General features: G+C 39.8%; 17 protein-coding genes. 7 read left to right on the top strand and 10 right to left on the bottom strand.

All coding sequences use genetic code 11. The features are described from left to right. Positions 1-314: 314 nt before the first annotated feature. Together A6E04_RS18990 and cuyB are read left to right on the top strand one after the other, a co-directional pair. Entirely contained in the window at positions 315-1,616 is a 1,302-nt protein-coding gene (locus A6E04_RS18990) for an anaerobic C4-dicarboxylate transporter (protein WP_065612086.1), read from the top strand. Between the two features lie 34 nt (positions 1,617-1,650). Further along, entirely contained in the window at positions 1,651-2,364 is a 714-nt protein-coding gene (gene cuyB / locus A6E04_RS18985; protein ID WP_023603489.1) for a cysteate racemase, read from the top strand. A 2-nt stretch (positions 2,365-2,366) separates the two neighbouring features. Here cuyB and nrfF read toward each other — a convergent pair whose 3' ends face one another. From nrfF to nrfB, 6 genes are all read right to left on the bottom strand, one after another. After that, on the bottom strand, positions 2,367-2,822 hold the full coding sequence (nrfF, locus tag A6E04_RS18980; RefSeq protein ID WP_023603490.1) for a heme lyase NrfEFG subunit NrfF: 456 nt from the start codon (positions 2,820-2,822) through the stop codon (positions 2,367-2,369). Between the two features lie 2 nt (positions 2,823-2,824). Next, positions 2,825-3,349, bottom strand: a complete 525-nt coding sequence (locus tag A6E04_RS18975; RefSeq protein WP_065612085.1) for a DsbE family thiol:disulfide interchange protein — start codon at positions 3,347-3,349, stop codon at positions 2,825-2,827. Next, positions 3,346-5,232 carry a heme lyase CcmF/NrfE family subunit gene (locus A6E04_RS18970; protein WP_065612106.1) on the bottom strand — a complete coding sequence of 629 codons (1,887 nt, stop codon included), beginning with the start codon at positions 5,230-5,232 and terminating at the stop codon, positions 3,346-3,348. The genes A6E04_RS18975 and A6E04_RS18970 overlap by 4 nt, the downstream gene beginning before the upstream one ends. A 74-nt stretch (positions 5,233-5,306) precedes the next feature. After that, positions 5,307-6,263, bottom strand: a complete 957-nt coding sequence (gene nrfD, locus A6E04_RS18965) for a cytochrome c nitrite reductase subunit NrfD (protein WP_065612084.1) — start codon at positions 6,261-6,263, stop codon at positions 5,307-5,309. A 1-nt stretch (position 6,264) separates the two neighbouring features. Next, complete coding sequence (nrfC, locus tag A6E04_RS18960; RefSeq protein WP_017023609.1) at positions 6,265-6,951, bottom strand: cytochrome c nitrite reductase Fe-S protein; 687 nt, start codon at positions 6,949-6,951, stop codon at positions 6,265-6,267. Between the two features lies 1 nt (position 6,952). Continuing rightward, complete coding sequence (gene nrfB / locus A6E04_RS18955) at positions 6,953-7,546, bottom strand: cytochrome c nitrite reductase pentaheme subunit (RefSeq protein ID WP_017023608.1); 594 nt, start codon at positions 7,544-7,546, stop codon at positions 6,953-6,955. A gap of 493 nt (positions 7,547-8,039) precedes the next feature. On the opposite strand from nrfB, the gene nrfA reads away from it, so the two are divergent. After that, on the top strand, positions 8,040-9,476 hold the full coding sequence (gene nrfA / locus A6E04_RS18950; protein WP_017023607.1) for an ammonia-forming nitrite reductase cytochrome c552 subunit: 1,437 nt from the start codon (positions 8,040-8,042) through the stop codon (positions 9,474-9,476). A 101-nt stretch (positions 9,477-9,577) separates the two neighbouring features. Here nrfA and A6E04_RS18945 read toward each other — a convergent pair whose 3' ends face one another. From A6E04_RS18945 to A6E04_RS18935, 3 genes are all read right to left on the bottom strand, one after another. Then, positions 9,578-10,222 carry a heme lyase gene (locus A6E04_RS18945; RefSeq protein WP_065612105.1) on the bottom strand — a complete coding sequence of 215 codons (645 nt, stop codon included), beginning with the start codon at positions 10,220-10,222 and terminating at the stop codon, positions 9,578-9,580. 137 nt (positions 10,223-10,359) lie between these two features. Then, a complete protein-coding gene (locus A6E04_RS18940; RefSeq protein ID WP_017023605.1) occupies positions 10,360-11,133 on the bottom strand; it encodes a phospholipase A in 774 nt (257 codons plus the stop codon). An 84-nt stretch (positions 11,134-11,217) separates the two neighbouring features. Beyond that, entirely contained in the window at positions 11,218-13,563 is a 2,346-nt protein-coding gene (locus A6E04_RS18935) for a helicase-related protein (RefSeq protein ID WP_065612083.1), read from the bottom strand. A 154-nt stretch (positions 13,564-13,717) separates the two neighbouring features. On the opposite strand from A6E04_RS18935, the gene A6E04_RS18930 reads away from it, so the two are divergent. The 3 genes from A6E04_RS18930 to A6E04_RS18920 all read left to right on the top strand — a co-directional run bounded on the left by A6E04_RS18930 (position 13,718) and on the right by A6E04_RS18920 (position 16,562). Next, positions 13,718-15,406, top strand: a complete 1,689-nt coding sequence (locus A6E04_RS18930) for an NAD-dependent malic enzyme (protein ID WP_017023603.1) — start codon at positions 13,718-13,720, stop codon at positions 15,404-15,406. A gap of 118 nt (positions 15,407-15,524) precedes the next feature. Further along, positions 15,525-15,857 carry a DUF3392 domain-containing protein gene (locus A6E04_RS18925; protein WP_012549993.1) on the top strand — a complete coding sequence of 111 codons (333 nt, stop codon included), beginning with the start codon at positions 15,525-15,527 and terminating at the stop codon, positions 15,855-15,857. A 27-nt stretch (positions 15,858-15,884) separates the two neighbouring features. Continuing rightward, positions 15,885-16,562: a SanA/YdcF family protein gene (locus A6E04_RS18920; protein ID WP_065612082.1), complete on the top strand. Its 678-nt coding sequence runs from the start codon at positions 15,885-15,887 to the stop codon at positions 16,560-16,562. Positions 16,563-16,625: 63 nt separating this feature from the next. Here the strand turns inward: A6E04_RS18920 and A6E04_RS18915 are convergent, their stop codons facing one another. Then, positions 16,626-17,957 (bottom strand): GGDEF domain-containing protein, encoded by a 1,332-nt coding sequence (locus A6E04_RS18915; protein ID WP_023603498.1) that lies wholly within the window; start codon positions 17,955-17,957, stop codon positions 16,626-16,628. 353 nt (positions 17,958-18,310) lie between these two features. Between A6E04_RS18915 and A6E04_RS18905 the strand changes: the two genes are divergently transcribed. Beyond that, a complete protein-coding gene (locus A6E04_RS18905) occupies positions 18,311-20,464 on the top strand; it encodes an adenosylcobalamin-dependent ribonucleoside-diphosphate reductase (protein WP_065612080.1) in 2,154 nt (717 codons plus the stop codon). Positions 20,465-20,492: the final 28 nt, after the last annotated feature.

Genomic DNA, 20,492 nt, shown 5'->3' with positions numbered 1-20,492 from the left:
GCAAGCTTATGAAGGGCAAATATCACTATTCCTAAAGTGCATTATTGCTATTTATTGAATTTTTATATGCTAGATAACTCTAATAAATTGCGATTAATTCAAATAATTAGCACTTAAAAGTATATAAAACAAACAAAATGCACGCTTACTGAGAGATATTCCTAATTTTTCTCATTTCAACTATGCCAATTTGACATACAAGTACAACTCTTAGCATTTAACAACCTTCCGACTAACTGACATGATTTATTCAGCTTATTCGTCATTGATGATGAATGAAAAATTTAATTATTTAGTCTGAAATAGGATGTTGTATGTCGATAATTATCGAAATATCTGTTGTTTTAATCTGTATATACTGGGGCTTAAAAATGGGAGGTCTTGGTGTTGGTTTAGCGGGTGGACTTGGGCTCGCGATACTCACTCTTGGATTAGGTCTTGAACCTAGTGCTCCTGCTATCAATGTTATTTTGATCATCATGTCAGTGGTAACAGCAGCATCAACAATGCAAGCGGCCGGAGGTATGGATTGGTTGGTGCATCATGCCGGAAACTTAATGCGCCGCCACCCAAAATATATCAACGTATTAGCGCCTATGATCACTTGGTGTATGACGGTAATGGCTGGTACTGGTTACACTGTTTTTTCTACACTGCCTGTTATATCTGAAGTTGCTAAAGAAATTGGTGAGCGCCCATCAAGACCTTTATCTGCAGCTGTAGTTGCCTCTCAAGTTGCTATTTCTGGGTCTCCAATTTCAGCAGCAATGGCCGCAATGATTTCCATTATGGAGCCAGCCGGAGTTAGCTTTTTAGAAATTATGGCAATTTGCCTACCTGCTTCATTCATTGCTGCTATGGTTGCTGCTTTTGTCGCCTCTCGACAAGGGTGTGAATTAAAAGACGATGTGGTTTATCAGCAACTCCAAAAAGAAAATACGCAACAAACTACAAGTGCGACCAAAGAAATTGATCCAAAAGCAAAATTCTCAGTATTGTTTTTTGCATTAGCCACCTGTGCAATTGTTATTTATGCCGCAATCCCCTCTCTTCGCCCTACATTCCCAAGTGGCGATGTTATGTCTACACGAGACATTATCATTGTCAGTATGTTTGCTGCGGCATGTTTAATGGTACCAATGTGTAACATTCACCCTGACCGTATTATCCGTACCACCACATTCCGTTCAGGCATGAGTTCAGTGGCTGTAATTCTCGGCATAGTCACTATGGGGTCAACCGTTGTTAATGCGCACCTTCCTGAAATAAAAGAATTTGCAGGATCTCTTCTTCACTCCTATCCAATGCTGCTATCACTCGTTCTTTTTGGTACTTGTACGCTTCTAATGTCACAAGGTGCCACGACGCCACTGATTGTTCCATTAGCACTGAGTTTAAACGTTCCTCATTGGGCAATCTTGGCATCATTTGTTGCCGTTACCGGTGTTTTTGTTCTGCCTACCTACCCAACATCCCTTGCTGCCATTGAGTTTGACTCTACAGGATCTACACGCATGGGGAAAAATATTTTCGACCATCCATTCATGCTACCTGGCTTAACAGGGGTGGTTGTCGCCATTGGATTCGGATTTTTACTTGCTCCTATCGTTCTTTAAGTTTCATAAATACATATATTAAAGGAATCATATTATGAATAAAAAATTAGGTATTTTAGGTGGTATGGGGCCATTGGCAACGGTTGAATTTATGATGAAAATTATCACTCAAACGCCAGCACATAATGACCAAGAACACATCCCAATGATTGTGAGTAGTGTTCCACAGATCCCAGATAGAACGGCATTCATCATGGGGCACGGCACTGACCCTTACCCAGAGCTAAAACACAGTTTTGATCAATTAGAGCAATCTGGTGCAGAGTGTATTGTTATTCCATGCAATACAGCGCATTACTGGTATCCGCAATTGAGTGCAACAAGCCATGTTCACACCATTAGTATTATTGATAGCGTTGTACAAGAAACTCAATTACGTAAGCATAAAACCGTAGGATTATTAGCAACAACGGCAACAATGAAAACCAAGATGTACCAACAAAAACTCAACCAATATAATATTGATGTGATTGAAACTGACGATTTACAACAACAAGCAGTAATGGCAGGAATATACGAAGTAAAAGCAGGTAATGTAGAGAAAGGGAAATCGATGATGTTGCCTGTTTTTGAGGATATGCTAGCCCAAGGCGCTGAAGCGGTTATTTTTGGTTGTACTGAAATTCCAGTCGCATTGGCTGAACAAAATATGAATTCACCCAAGCAGTGCTTAGACTCACTAGAAATATTAGCAAAATATTGTGTTGAATGGTCTTATGAAGCAGAGCACACCGCACTAGCAAGCTAAACTTACTCTTTACGATTCTTCTTCACTGATTTAACCGCCATAATGCCAAAGCCAATAAGTAATAATAACGGCAATAGCCAAAGTACATAGGTTTTAGCATTTAATGGCGGTTCATATAAAACAAAATCGCCAAAACGATGCGTCATGAAACTCACGACCTCTTCATCTGTCTTTCCCGCTTTAATTTGCTGATACACTTCTAAGCGGAGATCTTTCGCTATCGGTGAATTTGACTCAATTAAGTTTTGATTTTGACATTGTGGACAACGTAAGCTTTTTGCCAAGGCTATCGCTTGCTGCTGTTGCTCTGAAGAATCAAACTTAAACAGTTCTACGCTTTCTATCGTCGCTTTGTCAGCGGCAACAAATAAACTATTACTGCTATCCAATGATGCATTAACGGAAAATACGGAACATAAACAGAGTAATGGCACCAATAGATTAAAAAAACGCTTCATTATTACTCCTCAAAAAAGTCAGCAAATTCACGTTGCCACTTTTTCTTATCTAAAGCGCCAGTAAAGCGATGCAATATCACTCCTTTCTGATCAATTAAGAAAGTGGTCGGCGTACCAAAAACACCTAAATCCATTGCGAGCGATCCTCTTGGATCAAAAATCACCGCTTGATATGGCGAACCTGTCTGCTCTAGCACTTGTTTAGCCGCAATGCGATCATCTCGATAATCTAAACCAATAATGGTTATGCCCTGCTCTTTTAACTGATGCAAAAACTGATGTTCTGTTTTGCAAATCCCACACCACGCAGCCCAAACATTTAGCAAAGTTAGTGGCTGTTGCTGAAATAACGATTCATCTAATAATATTGACGTATCCATGACTTCTGGTAATTCAAACGTAGGCACGATCTCTCCCACCATCGCCGTTGATGTACTCGACTCTTTGGTTTCTAATCCTGTAAATAACAAACTAAAGATTATCGCGCATATTCCAATGGCTAATCCTACTTTTATTGCTGGCTTCATTTCTTACTACTCTTTCGCTTTATCATTGCCAATACCCCGCCTAGCGCCATCAAAATAGAACCAAACCAAATCCATCGAACGTATGCCTTATATTGTAAACGTAATGCGAAACTGCCGTCTTTTAATTTTTCACCTAACGTCACGTATATATCACCATGCCAAAACCAATGCATTGCAGGTTCACTCATGTTCATTACACGAACTTGATAATGACGGCGTTGTGGCTGAACCATGGCTATTTCTTTGCCATTTTCACTGATCAATAAATTTGCTTGTTCTGCGGTGTAATTTGAACCTACCAGTAGTTCGGTTTCTTTATAAGTGATCTCATAATCGGCGAGTTTAGCTATAATACCCGGTTCCATTTTTGCACTGCTTTCAAAAGAGTGCTCACTGTTCATCGCCGCACCAATCATAACAATAGCAATACCAATGTGCGCGATAACCATTCCTATCGCTTTGCCTTTAGACTGTTGCAGCGACCACACCGAACCTATTATTACCGCGAAAGCCAACACCCAAACCAAGCTAGGAATTATTGCGATATTTTCATATTGAACACGATATATTCCTAGCCCTAGCACAATAGACATCAAGCCTGAAATAACGATCTTCTTGGTATTTGCATTTGTCGTCTTTCCTTCCCAACGAACAAAGACCGACACGGCGATCATGAACAAAGCAACAATCGCCATTGGCACAAATAACAGATTAAAATAAGGCGCTCCAACGGAGATATTTCCTAATCCGAAAATTTGGAAAATCATAGGATAAAATGTGCCAAGTAATACCGTGATTGTTGCGATTGAAAATAAACCTGCGAGCAATAAAAATAGAAAATCACGACTGATAAAATGACGAATAGGCTGGCTATTTAACTGTCTACTTTTTAATGAATACAGAGAAAAGGAGACTAGCATAACCACAAATAAGATCAGAAGAAGAATGATCCCACGAGTTGGGTCCACCGCGAATGCATGAACAGAAGTAAGCACCCCTGAGCGGACGACAAACGTCCCTAAAATACTCAAACAAAATGTCACTAACGACAGGATCATCGACGTTTTTAGAAGTTGGTTTTTCTTATCACTCACGATTAAGGTATGCAGTAAACCCGTTGCGGTTAACCAAGGCACCAAAGAGGCGTTTTCAACCGGATCCCAAAACCACCAACCGCCCCAACCGAGCTCATAATATGCCCACCACGATCCTAAACTGATTCCTGCGGTTAATAATGACCACGCTAATAGTGTCCAATGTCTTGCGTGTTTAACCCAATATTGCGGTACGTCTTTCATCATCAACGCAGCAAGTGCAAATGAAAATGTCGCGGCAAATCCGACGTAGCCTAAATACAATAATGGTGGGTGAAATATCAATCCAATATCTTGCAACATTGGATTCAAATCTCGACCTTCTAATGGCGTGTTAACATAAATAATGAAAGGATTTGAAGCAAATAAAGTAAAGGCTGAAAAAATAGCAATTAACGCATTAAGCACCAACAAAACTCGAATAACGTATTCTGTTTGTATGGTTTTTCGATTAAGAGTTATGACACCTGCCCATAACGTTAAGGTTAATACCCAGAACAATAATGACCCTTCATGCCCTCCCCAAATCGCGGCCACTTTAAAAAAGACAGGCAAATCAGAATTAGAATGCTCGGCAATATATCGAATAGAAAAATCATCGATGTAAAACCCATAACCTAATGCAGAAATAGACAACAAACAAAAAATACAACTGAGCAGAGAAAGTGGCAATATCGACATTTGCCACGAGATATTCCCTTTCACGATTCCGTAGCTGGTAGAAATAACACCCACAACAGACAGCACCATCGTTGCTATTAACCAGAACTGACCTATTTCAGCAACCATAATGCTCCACGCATGCATTTTTATTCGTTAATAGTCACGATACTGCTTATAAAAAACAGCATCGCGACACTTCATTATACGACGGTCATTTGTCCAGCATAGAGAACAAAAGTACGTAGCATTAATACCCCAAGCAAACTTAATGAAGTCACAACAAAGATAAACCCTTTACCATGTGTGACTTCTTTAGGTGCAAACGCATTGAGCGCCAATGGCGCTATCATTCCTAAGCCAATCACACCAATCCAGAACCATATCCCCCAAAAACCACCACCAATTGCTGCCCAAGCCGCTACTTCACCTTGGCCTCCACTGAAGATCAATCCAGTAAAGAATGTGATAATAACAAACAATTCAAACAACACGACTGGTCGTTCAAAGTTATGTATCCATGACACTGAAGGACTCTTACTCGGCTCATTAAACCCTAAAATACCAAACAGCAAACACGCCGCGGCACCAGAAGATAAACTAGAGAACAAGAATAGAATCGGCAATACCGGATTATTCAACATTGGGTAGGTTTGTAATGCGGACAATAAAAACCCAGTATAGGCAGCAAGCATTATTGCAAGAATACCTAAAAACAATTCTAACGCATTTTCAAACTTCTCTATTTTCAACAAAATAGCATCAATAAAAGTAAACTTCCCTTTTAAAAATCCCATGATATCTTTGCGGAAAATAATCCCAATCCAAGCAAACAATACGACCATGTAAACTTGGAATAAAACCACCCCCATCGACATTACCGAAGTTGGGTTAAAGTAGATCATGATTTTCCAAAATGCTAACGGTTTTGTTAGATGGAATACCAAAATCAGCAAGCCGACAATAATGCCAAAAGGCGCTAAAATCGCCATGGCTTTTATAATGCCGTTATGCGCAGGATCTCCTTCAATGACGTTACGCTTCAAATACAGTGAAATCATCACCGCACCGGCAGACATACCCGCTAAGAAAAGATAGATCGCGATGATCCAATCCCAAACTAAGGAGTCAAAATTAAACGCAGCTTCCCATGCACTCATCTTAAATCTCCCCTTTTTGGTTTGGGATCTTAAATAACTTAGGCTTAGTGCCTAGATCCACTTTGTCTCGATAAAATACGCTATTGCTTAATACCGCATTAATCTCACTGTTTTTATCGTTCAAGTCACCAAAGATCAGTGCTTTGGTTGGACACGATTCAACACACGCAGGCTGTTTGCCTTGCGCTAAATTCGTCTCACGACAAAAATCACACTTATCTGCAGATTTAGTCACCGGATTAAAGAATCGAACTTGATAAGGACACGCCGCTAAACAATAACCACAACCAACACATTTCTCGTTATGAACATCAACAATACCGGTTGCTTCGTCTTTATAAGCAGCGCCTGTCGGACACACCATCACACACGGAGCATTTTCACAATGCTGGCAGGATTTACGCGTAAAGCGATAATCGACATCAGGGAACTCTCCGCGAGGTTCACTACGGATAATTTCTAATCGAGAAACACCTTCTGGCACACTGTTCACTTCTCGACATGCTTCAGTACAGGCAGTACAACCAATACAGGCCGTCTCATCATGCACCATACCATAACGTTTTGCGCCATCTTCCATCGAATAGGCAAGTGTCTTTTTACTGCTGATTAATGATGTTGTAGCAACACCCGTAGTAAAAATAACCGCCCCTGAGCCCGCTAAAAAATTTCGTCTAGAACAACTCATACTATTCTCCTAGCTTATTTTCTTTCTGATTAAAATCAGCGTGGCAGTCAACACACATCTTTATCTTTGATGAATGGTCAAAAGAAAGTACCGCTTCTTTTTCTCCATGCACAATATGACAAGATGAGCAGGTTAGGTTTTTAGCATGAACATCGTGCGTCCAGCTATCATCACGTAATCTTTCTGAGGTATGGCAATCAGTACATTGGCTATTAGCTTTTAAAATTTCATCAAACGAAAGGGTCACTTTTTCCGTGCCTACTTTTGATTGTGCCGCAGAATATTTGGTTACTTGAGATGCGCCTTCTCGGTGATCAGGCCCAATTGATTTATGACACTCAACACAGTTCACATCACGTTTAAGAATGGCAAATGCATCTTCTCCGTGTGATCCTTTGAGTGTTTCTTTTTCGTCTTTATGACATTGAGTACATGCGTAGTCGCGGTCACGAATTAACGTCACTTCATATGGCGTCGATGAATTAGCCTCAATTTGGGGCGATTCATCTGCTGCAACATTGAGAGACAAACCATAGAGACAAAATGCGAAGAGTAGCTTCAACATTGTGGCTATGGCTAAATTAACTTTGCCCATGTTATATCCTTCCCTTTCCGATTTTATTTTTGCCTGATTTATCGAAAAATCATGGGGCATAAAAATAAAATGGATGAGTTATTGTATTGATGAAGAAATAAACTCTTCATTGAAATCAATTCTCATTGGATAGTTAGCCACAACGCTTAACAAGGGTATCTTATAGATAAATGTATCAAAATAATACAAATTGTATCTTATAAAACCACTCTTCTACCACTTTTGTGATATACCGCAAATTTACTTATCTCACTGTTATTTAAGATAAATAAGAACCATTATTAATAAGATGCATTCAATTTAATACTTTAGTGGTATATGTATTTATTGGTGATATAGATCACTTATGTAACTTGATGTAAATCAATACATCCTCCGATGGGAAAATCACCATTCCTTATCTACGATATACTTCTTCTGTTTCCAATTCTGATTGATAGTCGCTCTCACAACGCTTGGCTAATTCATAATAAGAATATTGGAGATACCAACAGTGAAAAAGCAATGGACCCGTCGTTCAGCCGCTGCAATTGCCATGGTGACTACGTTATTACTAAGTAGCCACAGCTTTGCCGCTTCTGAAAAAACAGAGCGAGTTGACCCTCGCAACGAAGCATATGCAAAACAACACGCCGATCAATATGAATCTTGGCGTTCCACATCAGACAGCGTACAAATTGAAGATGCTTTAGCTGAAGATCCAAACATGGTCATTTTATGGGCCGGTTATGGGTTTGCTAAAGACTATAATAAAGCCCGTGGTCATTTCTATGCCATTGACGATGTACGTGAAACCTTACGTACCGCAGGCCCTACCGATGAAAACTCAGGTCCCATGCCGATGGCATGTTGGAGCTGTAAGAGCCCTGATGTTGGTCGTGTTATTGAAGAGCAAGGCGAAGATGGCTATTTCTCAGGTAAATGGGCACGTCTAGGCAGTGAAATTCAAAACCCAATTGGGTGTGCCGATTGCCATGACACTCGCAGTGAAGAGTTCAAAAATGGCGGCCCTGCTTTAGCCATCACAAAACCTCATGTTGAACGTGCAATGAATGCGATTGGCAAGCCTTTCGATGACCAATCTCGTTTAGATAAACAAGCCTCTGTTTGCGGTCAATGTCATGTTGAATACTATTTCACAGGTAAGACTAAAGCCGTTAAGTTCCCTTGGGATAAAGGGACAACCGTTGATGAAATGGAAGAATATTACGACGAAATTGGGTTTAGTGATTGGACACACAAAGTATCTAAAGCCCCTATGCTAAAAGCACAACATCCAGGCTATGAAACATGGCGAGAAGGCATTCACGGTAAAAACAAAGTGGTTTGTGTTGATTGTCATATGCCAAAAGTGACAAGAGAAGACGGTACGGTTTACACCGATCATAAAGTGGGCAACCCATTCGATCGTTTTGAAGATACTTGTGCAAATTGTCACACGCAATCAAAAGACATGCTTCGTGAAATCGTTTCTAGTCGTAAAGCTCAAGTTTTAAAAATGAAACTAACCGCTGAACGCCAAATTGTCGCGGCACATTTTGAGGCAGGAGCAGCATGGGATGCAGGCGCAACTAAAGAAGAAATGGCACCTATCCTACAAGATATTCGCCACGCACAATGGCGTTGGGATTATGCAATCGCTTCACATGGCATACACATGCATGCACCTGAAATCGCATTAGAAGTCTTAGGTTCGGCGGTTGATCGTGCCGCAGATGCTCGAACTAAATTAGTTCGACTACTTGCGAAAAAAGGCATTACTGATCCAATCGAAATTCCTGATATTTCAACCAAAGCCGCTGCTCAAAAAGCACTAGGTATGGATATGGAAGGCATGGAAGCAGAGAAAAAACACTTCTTAGAAACCGTTGTTCCTAAATGGGATCAACAAGCAAAAGAACGTGAAGCCGCAGATTACCACCCTCTATAAAATAAGGTAAAATAACTCACGCTTTATGCAATAACAAAAAAGCCGACAATTCATAAGAATGTCGGCTTTTTATTTGTCTCTTTTCTTGTTAAATACGACGATTAACGACGTGCTTGCATTAATTGCTTAGCTTGGTTAATCGAATTAATGATTGTCACTCTGTCTACATCAACACGTTCAGAATCTAAAATCTTTTGCCATGCATTGATTGCTTTTTGATAACGGAAAGTTACAAAATGATCAGAAGCAATTAACGTTAAGGCCGCTTGATTGTATTCATCTAACGCTAACGCTTTATCGAGTAATGTTTCAATTTCTTCATCAAATAATTGAGAATGTAAATAATATTGAGTCGTTGCCTTTGCTGCATATTGGTTTGCAGTTGGCTCCTCAGTTAATCGAATCGCATAATCAAAACAAATATTGGCTGGTTTCAATTCACCATTAAGTAAATAACCTTGCCCGATTTCAAACCATAATTCCGCATTATTTGGTGATTCTTTAAGCTGGTCTTCTAAATATCTCATTTTGTCGCTATACGACAATGGACCTAGAGGTTCAGTAATTAAGGTATTATCAACCGCGTACTTTTCTGGTTTTAAGCCTGATGAAAAAACAACTATCATGCTCACTACAACCACAAAAATCATCCATGCCGGATTTAAAGACGTCGCATTGCCACGGCTAAAAAACCACCACAATACGGCGGCGATAAGAACAAAACTACACAACATCATAATTATCATATTTTTGTACTCAAAACTAAAAACGAGACGATCGTAAAGTAAATGGAGAGTGATAGCAATGATCACCATCATTACCTTAATCACAAAAAAAGCCTCAGACCTGCTGAAGCTTTTTTATCGTGTGATTAAACGGCCAATTAATTTGGTGGAAGTAATCTCATGCCAATACCAATACGACTGTGATCATAATTATAATCAATCAGCGTCTCACCATACCCCGTCCAACCTTGTACATAGAGACCGACAAACTGGTTTACATAAAGTGTATACGCCGCCTCTACGCCACCTTTATCGGTAGCAAAGTTATAATGGAATCGTGTAGAAAATTCACCAATATCATTACCGACTTTTAGCCACACATCATAAGGAGCCATAAAATCATTAATGTCTTCATTGTTTTCTTCGTCGCTGAACACATACCATGCACGAACACCGTATTGCACTGGGCCATCAAGACGCTCTAATCCACCGTAAATACGATCCCAACTGCGTGATAAACTCGATGTTTGACCATTTGATTCATGCATATAACCAAATTCTGCACTATTAAAAATCAGCATGTTTGATTGATGCATAACAAAAAACTGAGGCTTATAGTTCGTTTCTCTAAAAGGCGATGAAATCTCGCTATTCCCTAGTTGCCATAGCGACTTTTGCGTATAAGAGAACATGAATGAAGTGCTATTATTAATTTGAACGATCGGAACCGCTAAAGAAAACTGAAATTTCACTTCCACATTTTGAAGGCCATCGGCGTCTTCAAAACCTCCTGAAATGTATTCATCTTTGTTAATGCTATCAGTGTAACTTCCTAATAAATAGCTGTCTTCATAACCAGATATACGATTAAGCGCTTTTGCAGATGTCATAAAGGGTAGAGCCAATGCAATTAATAGCATCCATTTTTTCATAATTAACCTTTTGTCAGAAACTTGCCTTTAATCACTAACAAAGCAAAAATCATACCCAAAATGACACAGGCGTTCCATTATTGATTATTTAATATCAATGACTCGGCTGGCTTTCTTATATTGAATTTTCCACCCCGTCCAACTGGGTAATTCCCACCGCTTTAACTCCCCTTTTCGTCCTCCCATTTTGTAATGAAGTACTAATCGCTTGCTAAAAGGAAAATATTCTACCGTTAAAGCGAGCTCAGGCAGCAGCACCTGTTGCGGGTACTTGCTTATAAACTCATCCCACTCCCATTCAGGTATTCCGTTAAAGACAAAATCACTCTCATCAAATAACGCCATTTCATCTAAAGAAGTAATGCCGAGCTCGCCTAATTGTTCAGTAAACCAAGATTCAAACGTCAATTCATTCGCTTTTCTGTTGCCATTTAATTGACAATACAGTGTCCAAGCGGCAATTTTTGTCTCAATATCATGTCTAAACCCTGGAAATAATTGCCCTTTTTTCACTTGACCGACGATAGCCGGAATACTTGCTTCATTTTCAGGCTCGCAATAATCGGTATGTATTAAACGATTGGCATAATAATGATGGCGCTCTACTTGTAAAATATCACCATGAGAAACAAGTTCACCCATCTGAATTTCCGCCAGTCCCTCGTCAATAAGTAATACCATATCAATCGGAGTAAGCACCGTTGCAATCGTCATCACTTGTTTACTTCCTCGGCCTGGAAGTGAAAATTGATCGAAGACGATCGCAGCCTCTTCCGTTTGAGAAAAGACACTCTCGCGGCCAAGAACCACTTCTTGATATCCATTACCAAAGGCTTCTCTGCGTTTTTTTCTACGTACATAAACAAGCTCTGGCAGCTTATGTACAATTTGAGCCAACACAGACTCTCTTTTAAGTCGGCTACTCACTTCTAAAGAAGGCAGCTCAAGCTCATGTCGTATTTGTTCTGAAAGTGCCTTAGCTTCTTTTAGTACCTCTTCATTAATGACTAAACCAGCGCAATCATGCCCACGAAGAAGAGAGACTAACGTGACAACATCACAACGTTTTGGATTCCACCGTAAAAAAGAATCTAATGCCATTTCTGATTTTTCAAACGAATACAATTTTTGGGAAGCAGACAATGCCGAGACTAAATCAACCACGGTCTCTTTTTCTGCTTTTCCCTCAATGATAGAAATTAAATGGGCAAATAAGGTATCGATTGGCAATGGGAATAATCGTAACCCGTACTCCGTTATCGCTTTGTTATCATCCAGCGCTAACATGGTTTGTAATTTCGTTTCAGCTAAACCCAATGCTTTTTCTGGTAACGGTTCTAAAAAAGACAATTCACACAATACCGACCCACAACTGGCAGCGGCTAGCACAGGCTCGACCAATTCTTCACGTTGTAATTCTGGAGGTGTCATTAGCTCTAGCGGGGCATGTTGTCCATACAAACGAATAGCATGACCTGCTTGTGTTCGACCTGCTCGGCCTGCTCTCTGATCCGCACTTGCTTTAGAAATAGAGTGTAACGCTAATGCTGTGCGTCCATTGCGTTGGTGTGTTCTTCTTTCTAAACCAGAATCAATGACCAACGTAATATTAGGAATGGTTAACGACGTTTCTGCCACATTGGTTGAGAAAATAACCCGCTGTTTTTTAGACTGGCTTAATGCTCGTTGACGTAATTCATCAGACACACCCGCATACAAAGGGATCATATCTAACTCAGGAAAGAGTGAACTCGCCATTTGAACACATTGAGTTATTTCTTTTTTCCCGGGAAGAAAAATAAGCACATCGCCTTCTTGCCCATTAAGCAGTGCCTCCTGCAAAGTAGACACAATTCGGGATTCAAGATCTTTACCAGAAGGCATCAATTGTGATTGTGTCGCAAGAAAAGAGAACGATACCGGATATTGGCGACCTTCTGCTTTTAATACAACCCCATCAATATACTGTGCCAGTCGTTCACTCTCCATTGTCGCGGAAGTGAGCAGTAATTGATGTTTATTGTGTGTATTCAACAAAGATAACAAAAGATCACTGTCCCAACGACGTTCATGAAACTCATCAATCATGACAATATCAAAGTGTGCTAATTTATCTTCCATGAACCATTTTAATGCGACCCCTGGGGTAACAAAAATCACTTGGCTTTGATCTGAGTATTGGCTATCTAATTTAATGGCATAACCAATAGAGTCCCCTACCTTCTCTTTTCTTTGTTCTGCTAAATATTCGGCTAATGCAGTACACGCTATTCGTCTTGGCTCTATGACTAAGACTCGTCCGTATTCAGCCGCCCACAAAGGAAGATGAGTCGACTTTCCTGACCCTGTTTCAGATTTCACCACTAAATTTTTATGGCAAATTAAAGAACAAAAGTCAGAATGAATCGCATTTATTGGTAATAAAGACATATAAACCGAAAGATAAAAGAATATTTCACTACTCTAGCGGATTTGATTGATAAAAACATGACTCCTTTCGCACTTTATTCGCATTCACGCTTTGATATTTCAGTAAAGTAGGAATAGGATCGGTGGTTCATTCTTGATTTGAAGAAGCATAACAATGAATAATCACATACGTCCCCTATATATCCCTTATGCTGGCCCAGCACTTCTAAGTACTCCTCTGCTAAACAAAGGCAGCGCATTCAGCACGACTGAGCGTAAATATTTTAACTTAGAAGGCTTACTTCCTGAAGCCATTGAAAGTATCGAAGAACAAACTGGTCGTGCGTACAAGCAATACCAAAGCTTTGAAAATGATATGGATAAACATATCTATCTTCGTAATATTCAAGACACGAATGAAACTTTGTTTTACCGTTTAGTTCAAAATCACATCAGCGAAATGATGCCAATTATTTACACCCCTACGGTTGGCGCTGCTTGTGAAAACTTCTCTAATATTTATCGTCGTGGTCGTGGATTATTCATCTCTTATGAAAACAAAAACCGCATTGATGATCTACTAAACAACGCCGCAAACCAAAACGTAAAAGTTATCGTGGTGACTGATGGCGAACGTATTCTTGGTCTAGGCGATCAGGGGATCGGCGGCATGGGTATTCCAATTGGTAAATTAGCACTGTATACCGCGTGTGGCGGTATTAGTCCTGCTCATACTTTACCAATCGTTCTTGATGTGGGTACAAATAACCCTCAACGTCTTGCCGATCCAATGTACATGGGCTGGCGTCATCCTCGTGTTACTGGTGACGAATATAAAGATTTCGTTGAAGAGTTCATTCAAGCCGTTCAACGTCGTTGGCCTCAAGCTCTCGTTCAATTTGAAGATTTCGCACAAAAAAATGCGATGCCTTTACTTGAGCGTTATAAAAACCGTATCTGTTGTTTTAACGATGATATTCAAGGTACAGCTGCCGTTACTGTTGGGTCTTTACTTGCGGCATGTAAAGCAGCAGGCAGTTCATTAGCTCAGCAACGAGTTACCTTCCTTGGTGCAGGCTCGGCGGGTTGTGGTATTGCAGAGGCGATCATTGCTCAAATGGTATCTGAAGGTATTTCTGATGCTCAAGCTCGTTCACAAGTGTACATGGTTGACCGTTGGGGCTTATTGCAAGAAGGCATGCCTAACCTGCTTGATTTCCAACAACGCTTAGTTCAAAAAGCAGAAAATACGAAAGAGTGGGTTTCTGAAGAACCAAATTACTCTCTTGTTGATGTCATGCGTAATGCAAAACCAACCGTTCTTATTGGCGTATCTGGTGCTCCTGGCTTATTTAGCAAAGAAGTTATTCAAGAAATGCACAAGCATTGTGAACGCCCAATTGTATTCCCATTATCGAATCCAACAAGCCGTGTGGAAGCAACACCAAACGACATTATTCGTTGGACAGACGGACAAGCATTAGTGGCAACAGGTAGCCCATTTGATCCAGTAACACACAATGGTCAAACCTACCCAATCGCACAATGTAATAACAGCTTCATCTTCCCGGGTATTGGTCTGGGCGTATTGGCAATTAAGGCGACTCGTGTCTCTGATGAAATGCTAAGAGAATCAAGCCGTGCATTATCAGAATGCTCACCACTTGCCATAAATGGCTCAGGTGCGCTTCTTCCACCATTGGAAGAAATTCATACTGTATCGAAGAAAATTGCTTTTGCCGTGGCTAAAAAGGCCATTGAACAAGGTTATGCTTTAGAGATTACAGATGAAGCATTAATGCAGAAAATTGAACAATATTTCTGGAAACCAGTATACCGTCGCTACAAACGTACTGCTTTTTAATTAAAAATTTCCATCGATATCAAAACCAGAGAAAATTTCTCTGGTTTTTTTTCAACTATCTGTTTCTATTAGCGCTAGAATATCCACTACATTACTATTTTATAAAAAGACGCATTGCATGAATCTCATTATTTCTTTCTTTAACACAATGGGCAGCTACTTGACCCCTTATTTATCCGATATCTCTGTTGCGATGATTGCTTGTGCTCTTGTCATGTTAGGCGGCGATATTAATCGTGCGGTTCGAGCTTTTCTATCAGGCAAGCATTTTTTAATACGTACAGGCGCATTTATTGGCATTAACGCCTTTGGTTATGGGTTACTTATTGTTAAAGCTGCCCCTCTTCTCAGTTCTACTTTACGCTCAATTCAACCGGCATTTATGCTTGCTATTGTACTCTCCACCTTTATTATTATTGGTGCATGGGCACAGAAAAATCGTCAAGTGTAAATTTTAAAAACAGTTACCAGAGGTACAATGAAGATCCTTTTTCCTTCAAAATTAAAAAAATGGCTGAAAATTATTCTATTAGTGAGTGGCATTTTTATTGCCATCGTACTGTTGATGGACCTTTATATTTCCTTATCAACTCAATCGCAGCTGTATGACGATATTCAGGCCCTTCCAACTCAAGAAACCGCATTGGTTTTAGGGACAAGTAAGTACATCCGACGAACACTCAACCCTTATTATCAATACCGTATTGATGCTGCTATTGAGTTATTTAAACAAAATAAAGTGTCCCATTTCTTGCTCAGTGGTGATAATGCCCATCGTTCTTATAATGAACCATGGACGATGAAACGAGATTTACTCAAAGCAGGCGTTCCCGAAGAAAATATAACGTTAGACTATGCCGGCTTTCGAACCTTAGATTCGGTATTAAGAGCCAAAGACATTTTTGATGTCGAGAGTTTAACGATCGTTACTCAGCAATTTCATTGTCAGCGAGCTCTGTTTATTTCTAATCACTCAGATATGGATGCTGTTTGTCTCGTGGTCCCCTCTCCGACAGGTTGGGCAAACACAAAAATTCGCATAAGAGAAGTATTGGCAAGAACCAAAGCAATGCTTGATTTGTATATTTTTAATGTGCAGCCTAAATTCTTAGGCCCAAAAGAACCTATTCAGCATAACACCATTCCCGTTGAGTAATGCAATTAAATAAAAAAGCCTCGCTATGTAGATACAATAGCGAGGCTTTTTTATAGCAGAAGACTAATCCATAAAACGAGAAGCCAATCTTTGATCGGGAAGATTATTACTTCTCACCACCCTATTACGCCCTTGATTTTTAGCTTTATATAGCGCGTCATCCGCTCTTGCTATGACTTCCGAAATACGCTCATTTCCCATTTCGGCCACACCAAAACTGCAGGTTAAAGGGTCATTATGACACCAAAGGTGATGCTCAATCGCACATCGAATATGTTCAGCTTTCTCAAGTGCTTGTTCTAAACTGGTATGTGGACTAAAAACAATAAACTCTTCACCTCCCCAACGAACAAGGAAATCAGTCGTTTTAATCGATCCTGTCACCACCAAAACAAATTCTCGTAGAATATCATCCCCAACTTGGTGACCGAGTTTGTCATTAATGCGTTTAAAGAAATCAATATCAATATAAATGACAGAGAATTGTTGTTTACCCCAACGTACTTGTTGAGACATTCTGTCTAACCAATCTCTTACTGCGTTTCGATTTCTCGCACCAGTTAACGAATCTCGATGTGCTAACTCGGCAAACTCAACATTTTTTTCTTTTAAATTATCATTCATCTTTTGTAATTTGGTTTCACGATACGTACTGGCTTTAAGACGCAGATTTAATCCTTTTTGTTCATAAAGGATGTAACCAATGATCATAGCCAACCAAGCATACAAAATAAATTTCAATAAGGTCGTTTCTTTAACCCAAGAGCCACGCAGTTCAATGCGGTTAATTGTCATTTCAAAATTACCGACACTAAGGCCTGAAGATGTCGCAATTTCAATAATCGATACATTAGAAAATTCAGGCGCAGCATGTTCTACGGCTACTTTGTAATCCGCAATCCACCACGTTAATACTTGAAAATCCGACAGTGATATTTCTTTTGGACCCGTTTTAAATCCAGGTTCATATTCGATGCCATTAAATTTTAATGACGCCGCGTCGTTGCGTTTAGTGTATGCCGGGTTGCTGTTTCGTAAATATACCCGTAAACGACCATTAGGATCGGTACTTTTATAATCGATATCGAGTACCAAGGTAGAATAATCCGAGAGATCGATACCTTCAAAAATACTGCCTGATAAATGAATCGCAGCCTCGCAATAAGGCCAAGCATAATCCCCTTTTTTCATATTACACAACATGCTTGGCACATTATTTTTATCGATTAATGTCGCTTCACTAATCCCTCCAACCTTGCGATCATCAGTGCCGTAATAGCTGTATTTTTCAGGACTAATTGTTAATGTTTTAGTATCCCCTCGAAAATGATGCCAAATAAGTGCACTAATTGAGAGGATTAGCATTACTATTATTATTTTTTGAAATACCCGCATACGACGTTCCTTTCATAGCCAGTAAAAGTTGATCTCCATTCCAAAAAAATAATACCGCACTTAATTTTCATCGCAAAGAAATAATACTTTGTTATTGACTGACTCATGTTTTTACTTCTTTTTTTATGACTAATATCTAACTTTTCAACTCTATTTTTTATATTTTTTAACAAGAACATCAACAATATAAACCCATGATTTAAATGGCATTTTTTCGACACCATGACAAACTTTTGACTAATGTCCATATTTCTCTTTGTCAAGACTTGAAGATCATATTATATAATGGTTTGATCCCCCTCCTGAGTTTTGCATTCCATTTTCTATCTCTATGACGCAGTAAGGTCTTCTACATGCCACAATCTAAAAATGCGACAGTTTCCCTAGCGAATCCCACTGAAATTGCTTACCAATCGACCTCAATGGACATTTGGGAGAGTAAATATTGTCTTAAAAACAAACAAGGCAATCGTGTTGATCTTTCTATGGACGATACCTTTAAACGCGTTGCCAAAGCTCTGTCTGATTTAGAACAACCCGCAGAACAAAAACAATGGAATGAACAATTCTTATGGGCATTGCGTAATGGTGCGATACCGGCTGGACGCATTACATCAAATGCAGGTGCCTTCGAACATAAACCGGCAACATCAACCATTAACTGTACTGTTTCTGGCACCATCGTTGACTCTATGGATGACATTTTAGGAAAAGTACACGAAGCTGGGTTAACGCTTAAAGCTGGCTGCGGTATTGGGTACGACTTTTCAACATTACGTCCTCGTGGCGCATTTGTGTCTGGTGCTGGCGCTTACACGTCAGGCCCTCTGTCGTTCATGGATATCTACGATAAAATGTGTTTTACCGTTTCTTCTGCTGGTGGACGCCGTGGCGCACAAATGGGCACCATGGATATTCGACACCCTGACGTTATCGACTTTATTCGGGCAAAACGAGAAGATGGTCGCCTACGCCAATTTAACTTGTCACTGCTCATTACCGAAGATTTTGTAGAAGCAGTTAAAAATCAAAACGATTGGCAACTGATTTTTCCAATTACACTAAAAGAAGCGAAATTAGATCACATGGATCTATACAGCGATAACAGTGTGGTATGGGCTGACTGGCCAGTAAAAGAAGGGTTCGCAGAAAACGAAGAAGGCTTAGTTGCTTGTAAGGTCTATCGTACGATGCCAGCTCAAAATCTGTGGAACATCATAATGACATCAACGTATGATTACGCAGAACCTGGCTTTATTCTAATCGACAAAGTAAACCAGATGAACAACAACTGGTTCTGTGAAGAAATAAGAGCAACAAACCCTTGTGGTGAACAGCCTCTTCCTCCTTATGGAGCTTGTTTATTAGGATCGATTAATTTGACTAAGTTTGTCCGTAATCCATTTACTGACACTGCTTTTTTTGATTGGGGTGCTTATCGTAATGTCGTTTCTATCTTCACTCGCATGCTTGATAACGTTGTTGAAATTAATCAGTTACCACTAGAGCAACAACGTCATGAGATCATGCATAAACGTCGTCATGGCATGGGTTTCTTAGGCCTTGGTTCAACATTAACCATGCTACAACACAAATATGGCAGTATTGAATCCATTGGGTTTACGGAACAAGTTGCTCAAGAAATGGCGGTTACTGGTTGGAAATCAGGACTCGATTTAGCCGCTGAGAAAGGCTCTGCACCAATCATGGAAGAAAGCTTTATCGTGACAGCAAAAATGCTTCGCCAACGCCCTGAGATGGCAGAGGATGGCATTAAACTGGGTGATAAAGTAAAAGGAAAAGTATTGCACGCTAAGTACAGTCGTTACATGCAACAGTTGGCAATCATTGAACCAGAACTCGTCGCTAAGATCATTGAACAAGGTGTTCGTTTTACCCACCACAGTTCTATTGCACCAACAGGCACAATCTCACTATCTCTTGCTAATAATGCAAGTAATGGCATAGAGCCAAGCTTTGCACACCATTACACTCGTAATGTCATTAAGACAGGTAAAAAATCAAAAGAAAGTGTTGATGTCTACAGCTATGAATTACTAGCGTATCGTGCATTAATTAATGACAAAGCAATGCCATACAGTACTAATGAAGAAAATAAGCTACCTGATTATTTTATTACTGCTGACGACATAACCCCTCAGCAACATGTTGCTGTGCAGGCTGCGGCTCAGAAATGGATTGATTCATCGATTTCTAAAACAGCAAACATACCGACAGACTTCCCATTCGAAGAGTTCAAAGACATTTATATGGATGCTTACGACAAAGGATTAAAGGGCTGTACAACTTTCCGCTTTAACCCTGAAGTATTCCAAGGGGTTCTCGTTAAAGAAGAAGACCTAGAAAATACAACGTATTGTTTTACGCTAGAAGATGGCTCGACATTAGAAGCAAAAGGCAATGAAAAAATTGAGTACGATGGTGAGATGCATACCGCCGCTAATTTATATGATGCGCTAAAAGAAGGTTACTACGGTAAATTTTAATTTACCGCCCTCATCCAATTCAATATAA

The sequence above is a fragment of the Aliivibrio logei genome, from assembly GCF_001691055.1.
Taxonomy (GTDB): Bacteria; Pseudomonadota; Gammaproteobacteria; order Enterobacterales; family Vibrionaceae; genus Aliivibrio; species Aliivibrio salmonicida.
The sequence above is the reverse complement of the archived record's forward strand: the minus strand, read 5'-3'. Positions and strand labels throughout refer to the sequence as shown.

What these genes read in the sequence shown, in the direction of transcription:
- A6E04_RS18990 (WP_065612086.1), top strand. Translation starts at nt 315, where the DNA reads ATGTCGATAATTATCGAAATATCTGTTGTTTTAATCTGTATATACTGG.
- cuyB (WP_023603489.1), top strand. Translation starts at nt 1,651, where the DNA reads ATGAATAAAAAATTAGGTATTTTAGGTGGTATGGGGCCATTGGCAACG.
- nrfF (WP_023603490.1), bottom strand. Translation starts at nt 2,822, where the DNA reads ATGAAGCGTTTTTTTAATCTATTGGTGCCATTACTCTGTTTATGTTCC.
- A6E04_RS18975 (WP_065612085.1), bottom strand. Translation starts at nt 3,349, where the DNA reads ATGAAGCCAGCAATAAAAGTAGGATTAGCCATTGGAATATGCGCGATA.
- A6E04_RS18970 (WP_065612106.1), bottom strand. Translation starts at nt 5,232, where the DNA reads ATGGTTGCTGAAATAGGTCAGTTCTGGTTAATAGCAACGATGGTGCTG.
- nrfD (WP_065612084.1), bottom strand. Translation starts at nt 6,263, where the DNA reads ATGAGTGCATGGGAAGCTGCGTTTAATTTTGACTCCTTAGTTTGGGAT.
- nrfC (WP_017023609.1), bottom strand. Translation starts at nt 6,951, where the DNA reads ATGAGTTGTTCTAGACGAAATTTTTTAGCGGGCTCAGGGGCGGTTATT.
- nrfB (WP_017023608.1), bottom strand. Translation starts at nt 7,546, where the DNA reads ATGGGCAAAGTTAATTTAGCCATAGCCACAATGTTGAAGCTACTCTTC.
- A6E04_RS18945 (WP_065612105.1), bottom strand. Translation starts at nt 10,222, where the DNA reads ATGATAATTATGATGTTGTGTAGTTTTGTTCTTATCGCCGCCGTATTG.
- A6E04_RS18940 (WP_017023605.1), bottom strand. Translation starts at nt 11,133, where the DNA reads ATGAAAAAATGGATGCTATTAATTGCATTGGCTCTACCCTTTATGACA.
- A6E04_RS18935 (WP_065612083.1), bottom strand. Translation starts at nt 13,563, where the DNA reads ATGTCTTTATTACCAATAAATGCGATTCATTCTGACTTTTGTTCTTTA.
- A6E04_RS18930 (WP_017023603.1), top strand. Translation starts at nt 13,718, where the DNA reads ATGAATAATCACATACGTCCCCTATATATCCCTTATGCTGGCCCAGCA.
- A6E04_RS18925 (WP_012549993.1), top strand. Translation starts at nt 15,525, where the DNA reads ATGAATCTCATTATTTCTTTCTTTAACACAATGGGCAGCTACTTGACC.
- A6E04_RS18920 (WP_065612082.1), top strand. Translation starts at nt 15,885, where the DNA reads ATGAAGATCCTTTTTCCTTCAAAATTAAAAAAATGGCTGAAAATTATT.
- A6E04_RS18915 (WP_023603498.1), bottom strand. Translation starts at nt 17,957, where the DNA reads ATGCGGGTATTTCAAAAAATAATAATAGTAATGCTAATCCTCTCAATT.
- A6E04_RS18905 (WP_065612080.1), top strand. Translation starts at nt 18,311, where the DNA reads ATGCCACAATCTAAAAATGCGACAGTTTCCCTAGCGAATCCCACTGAA.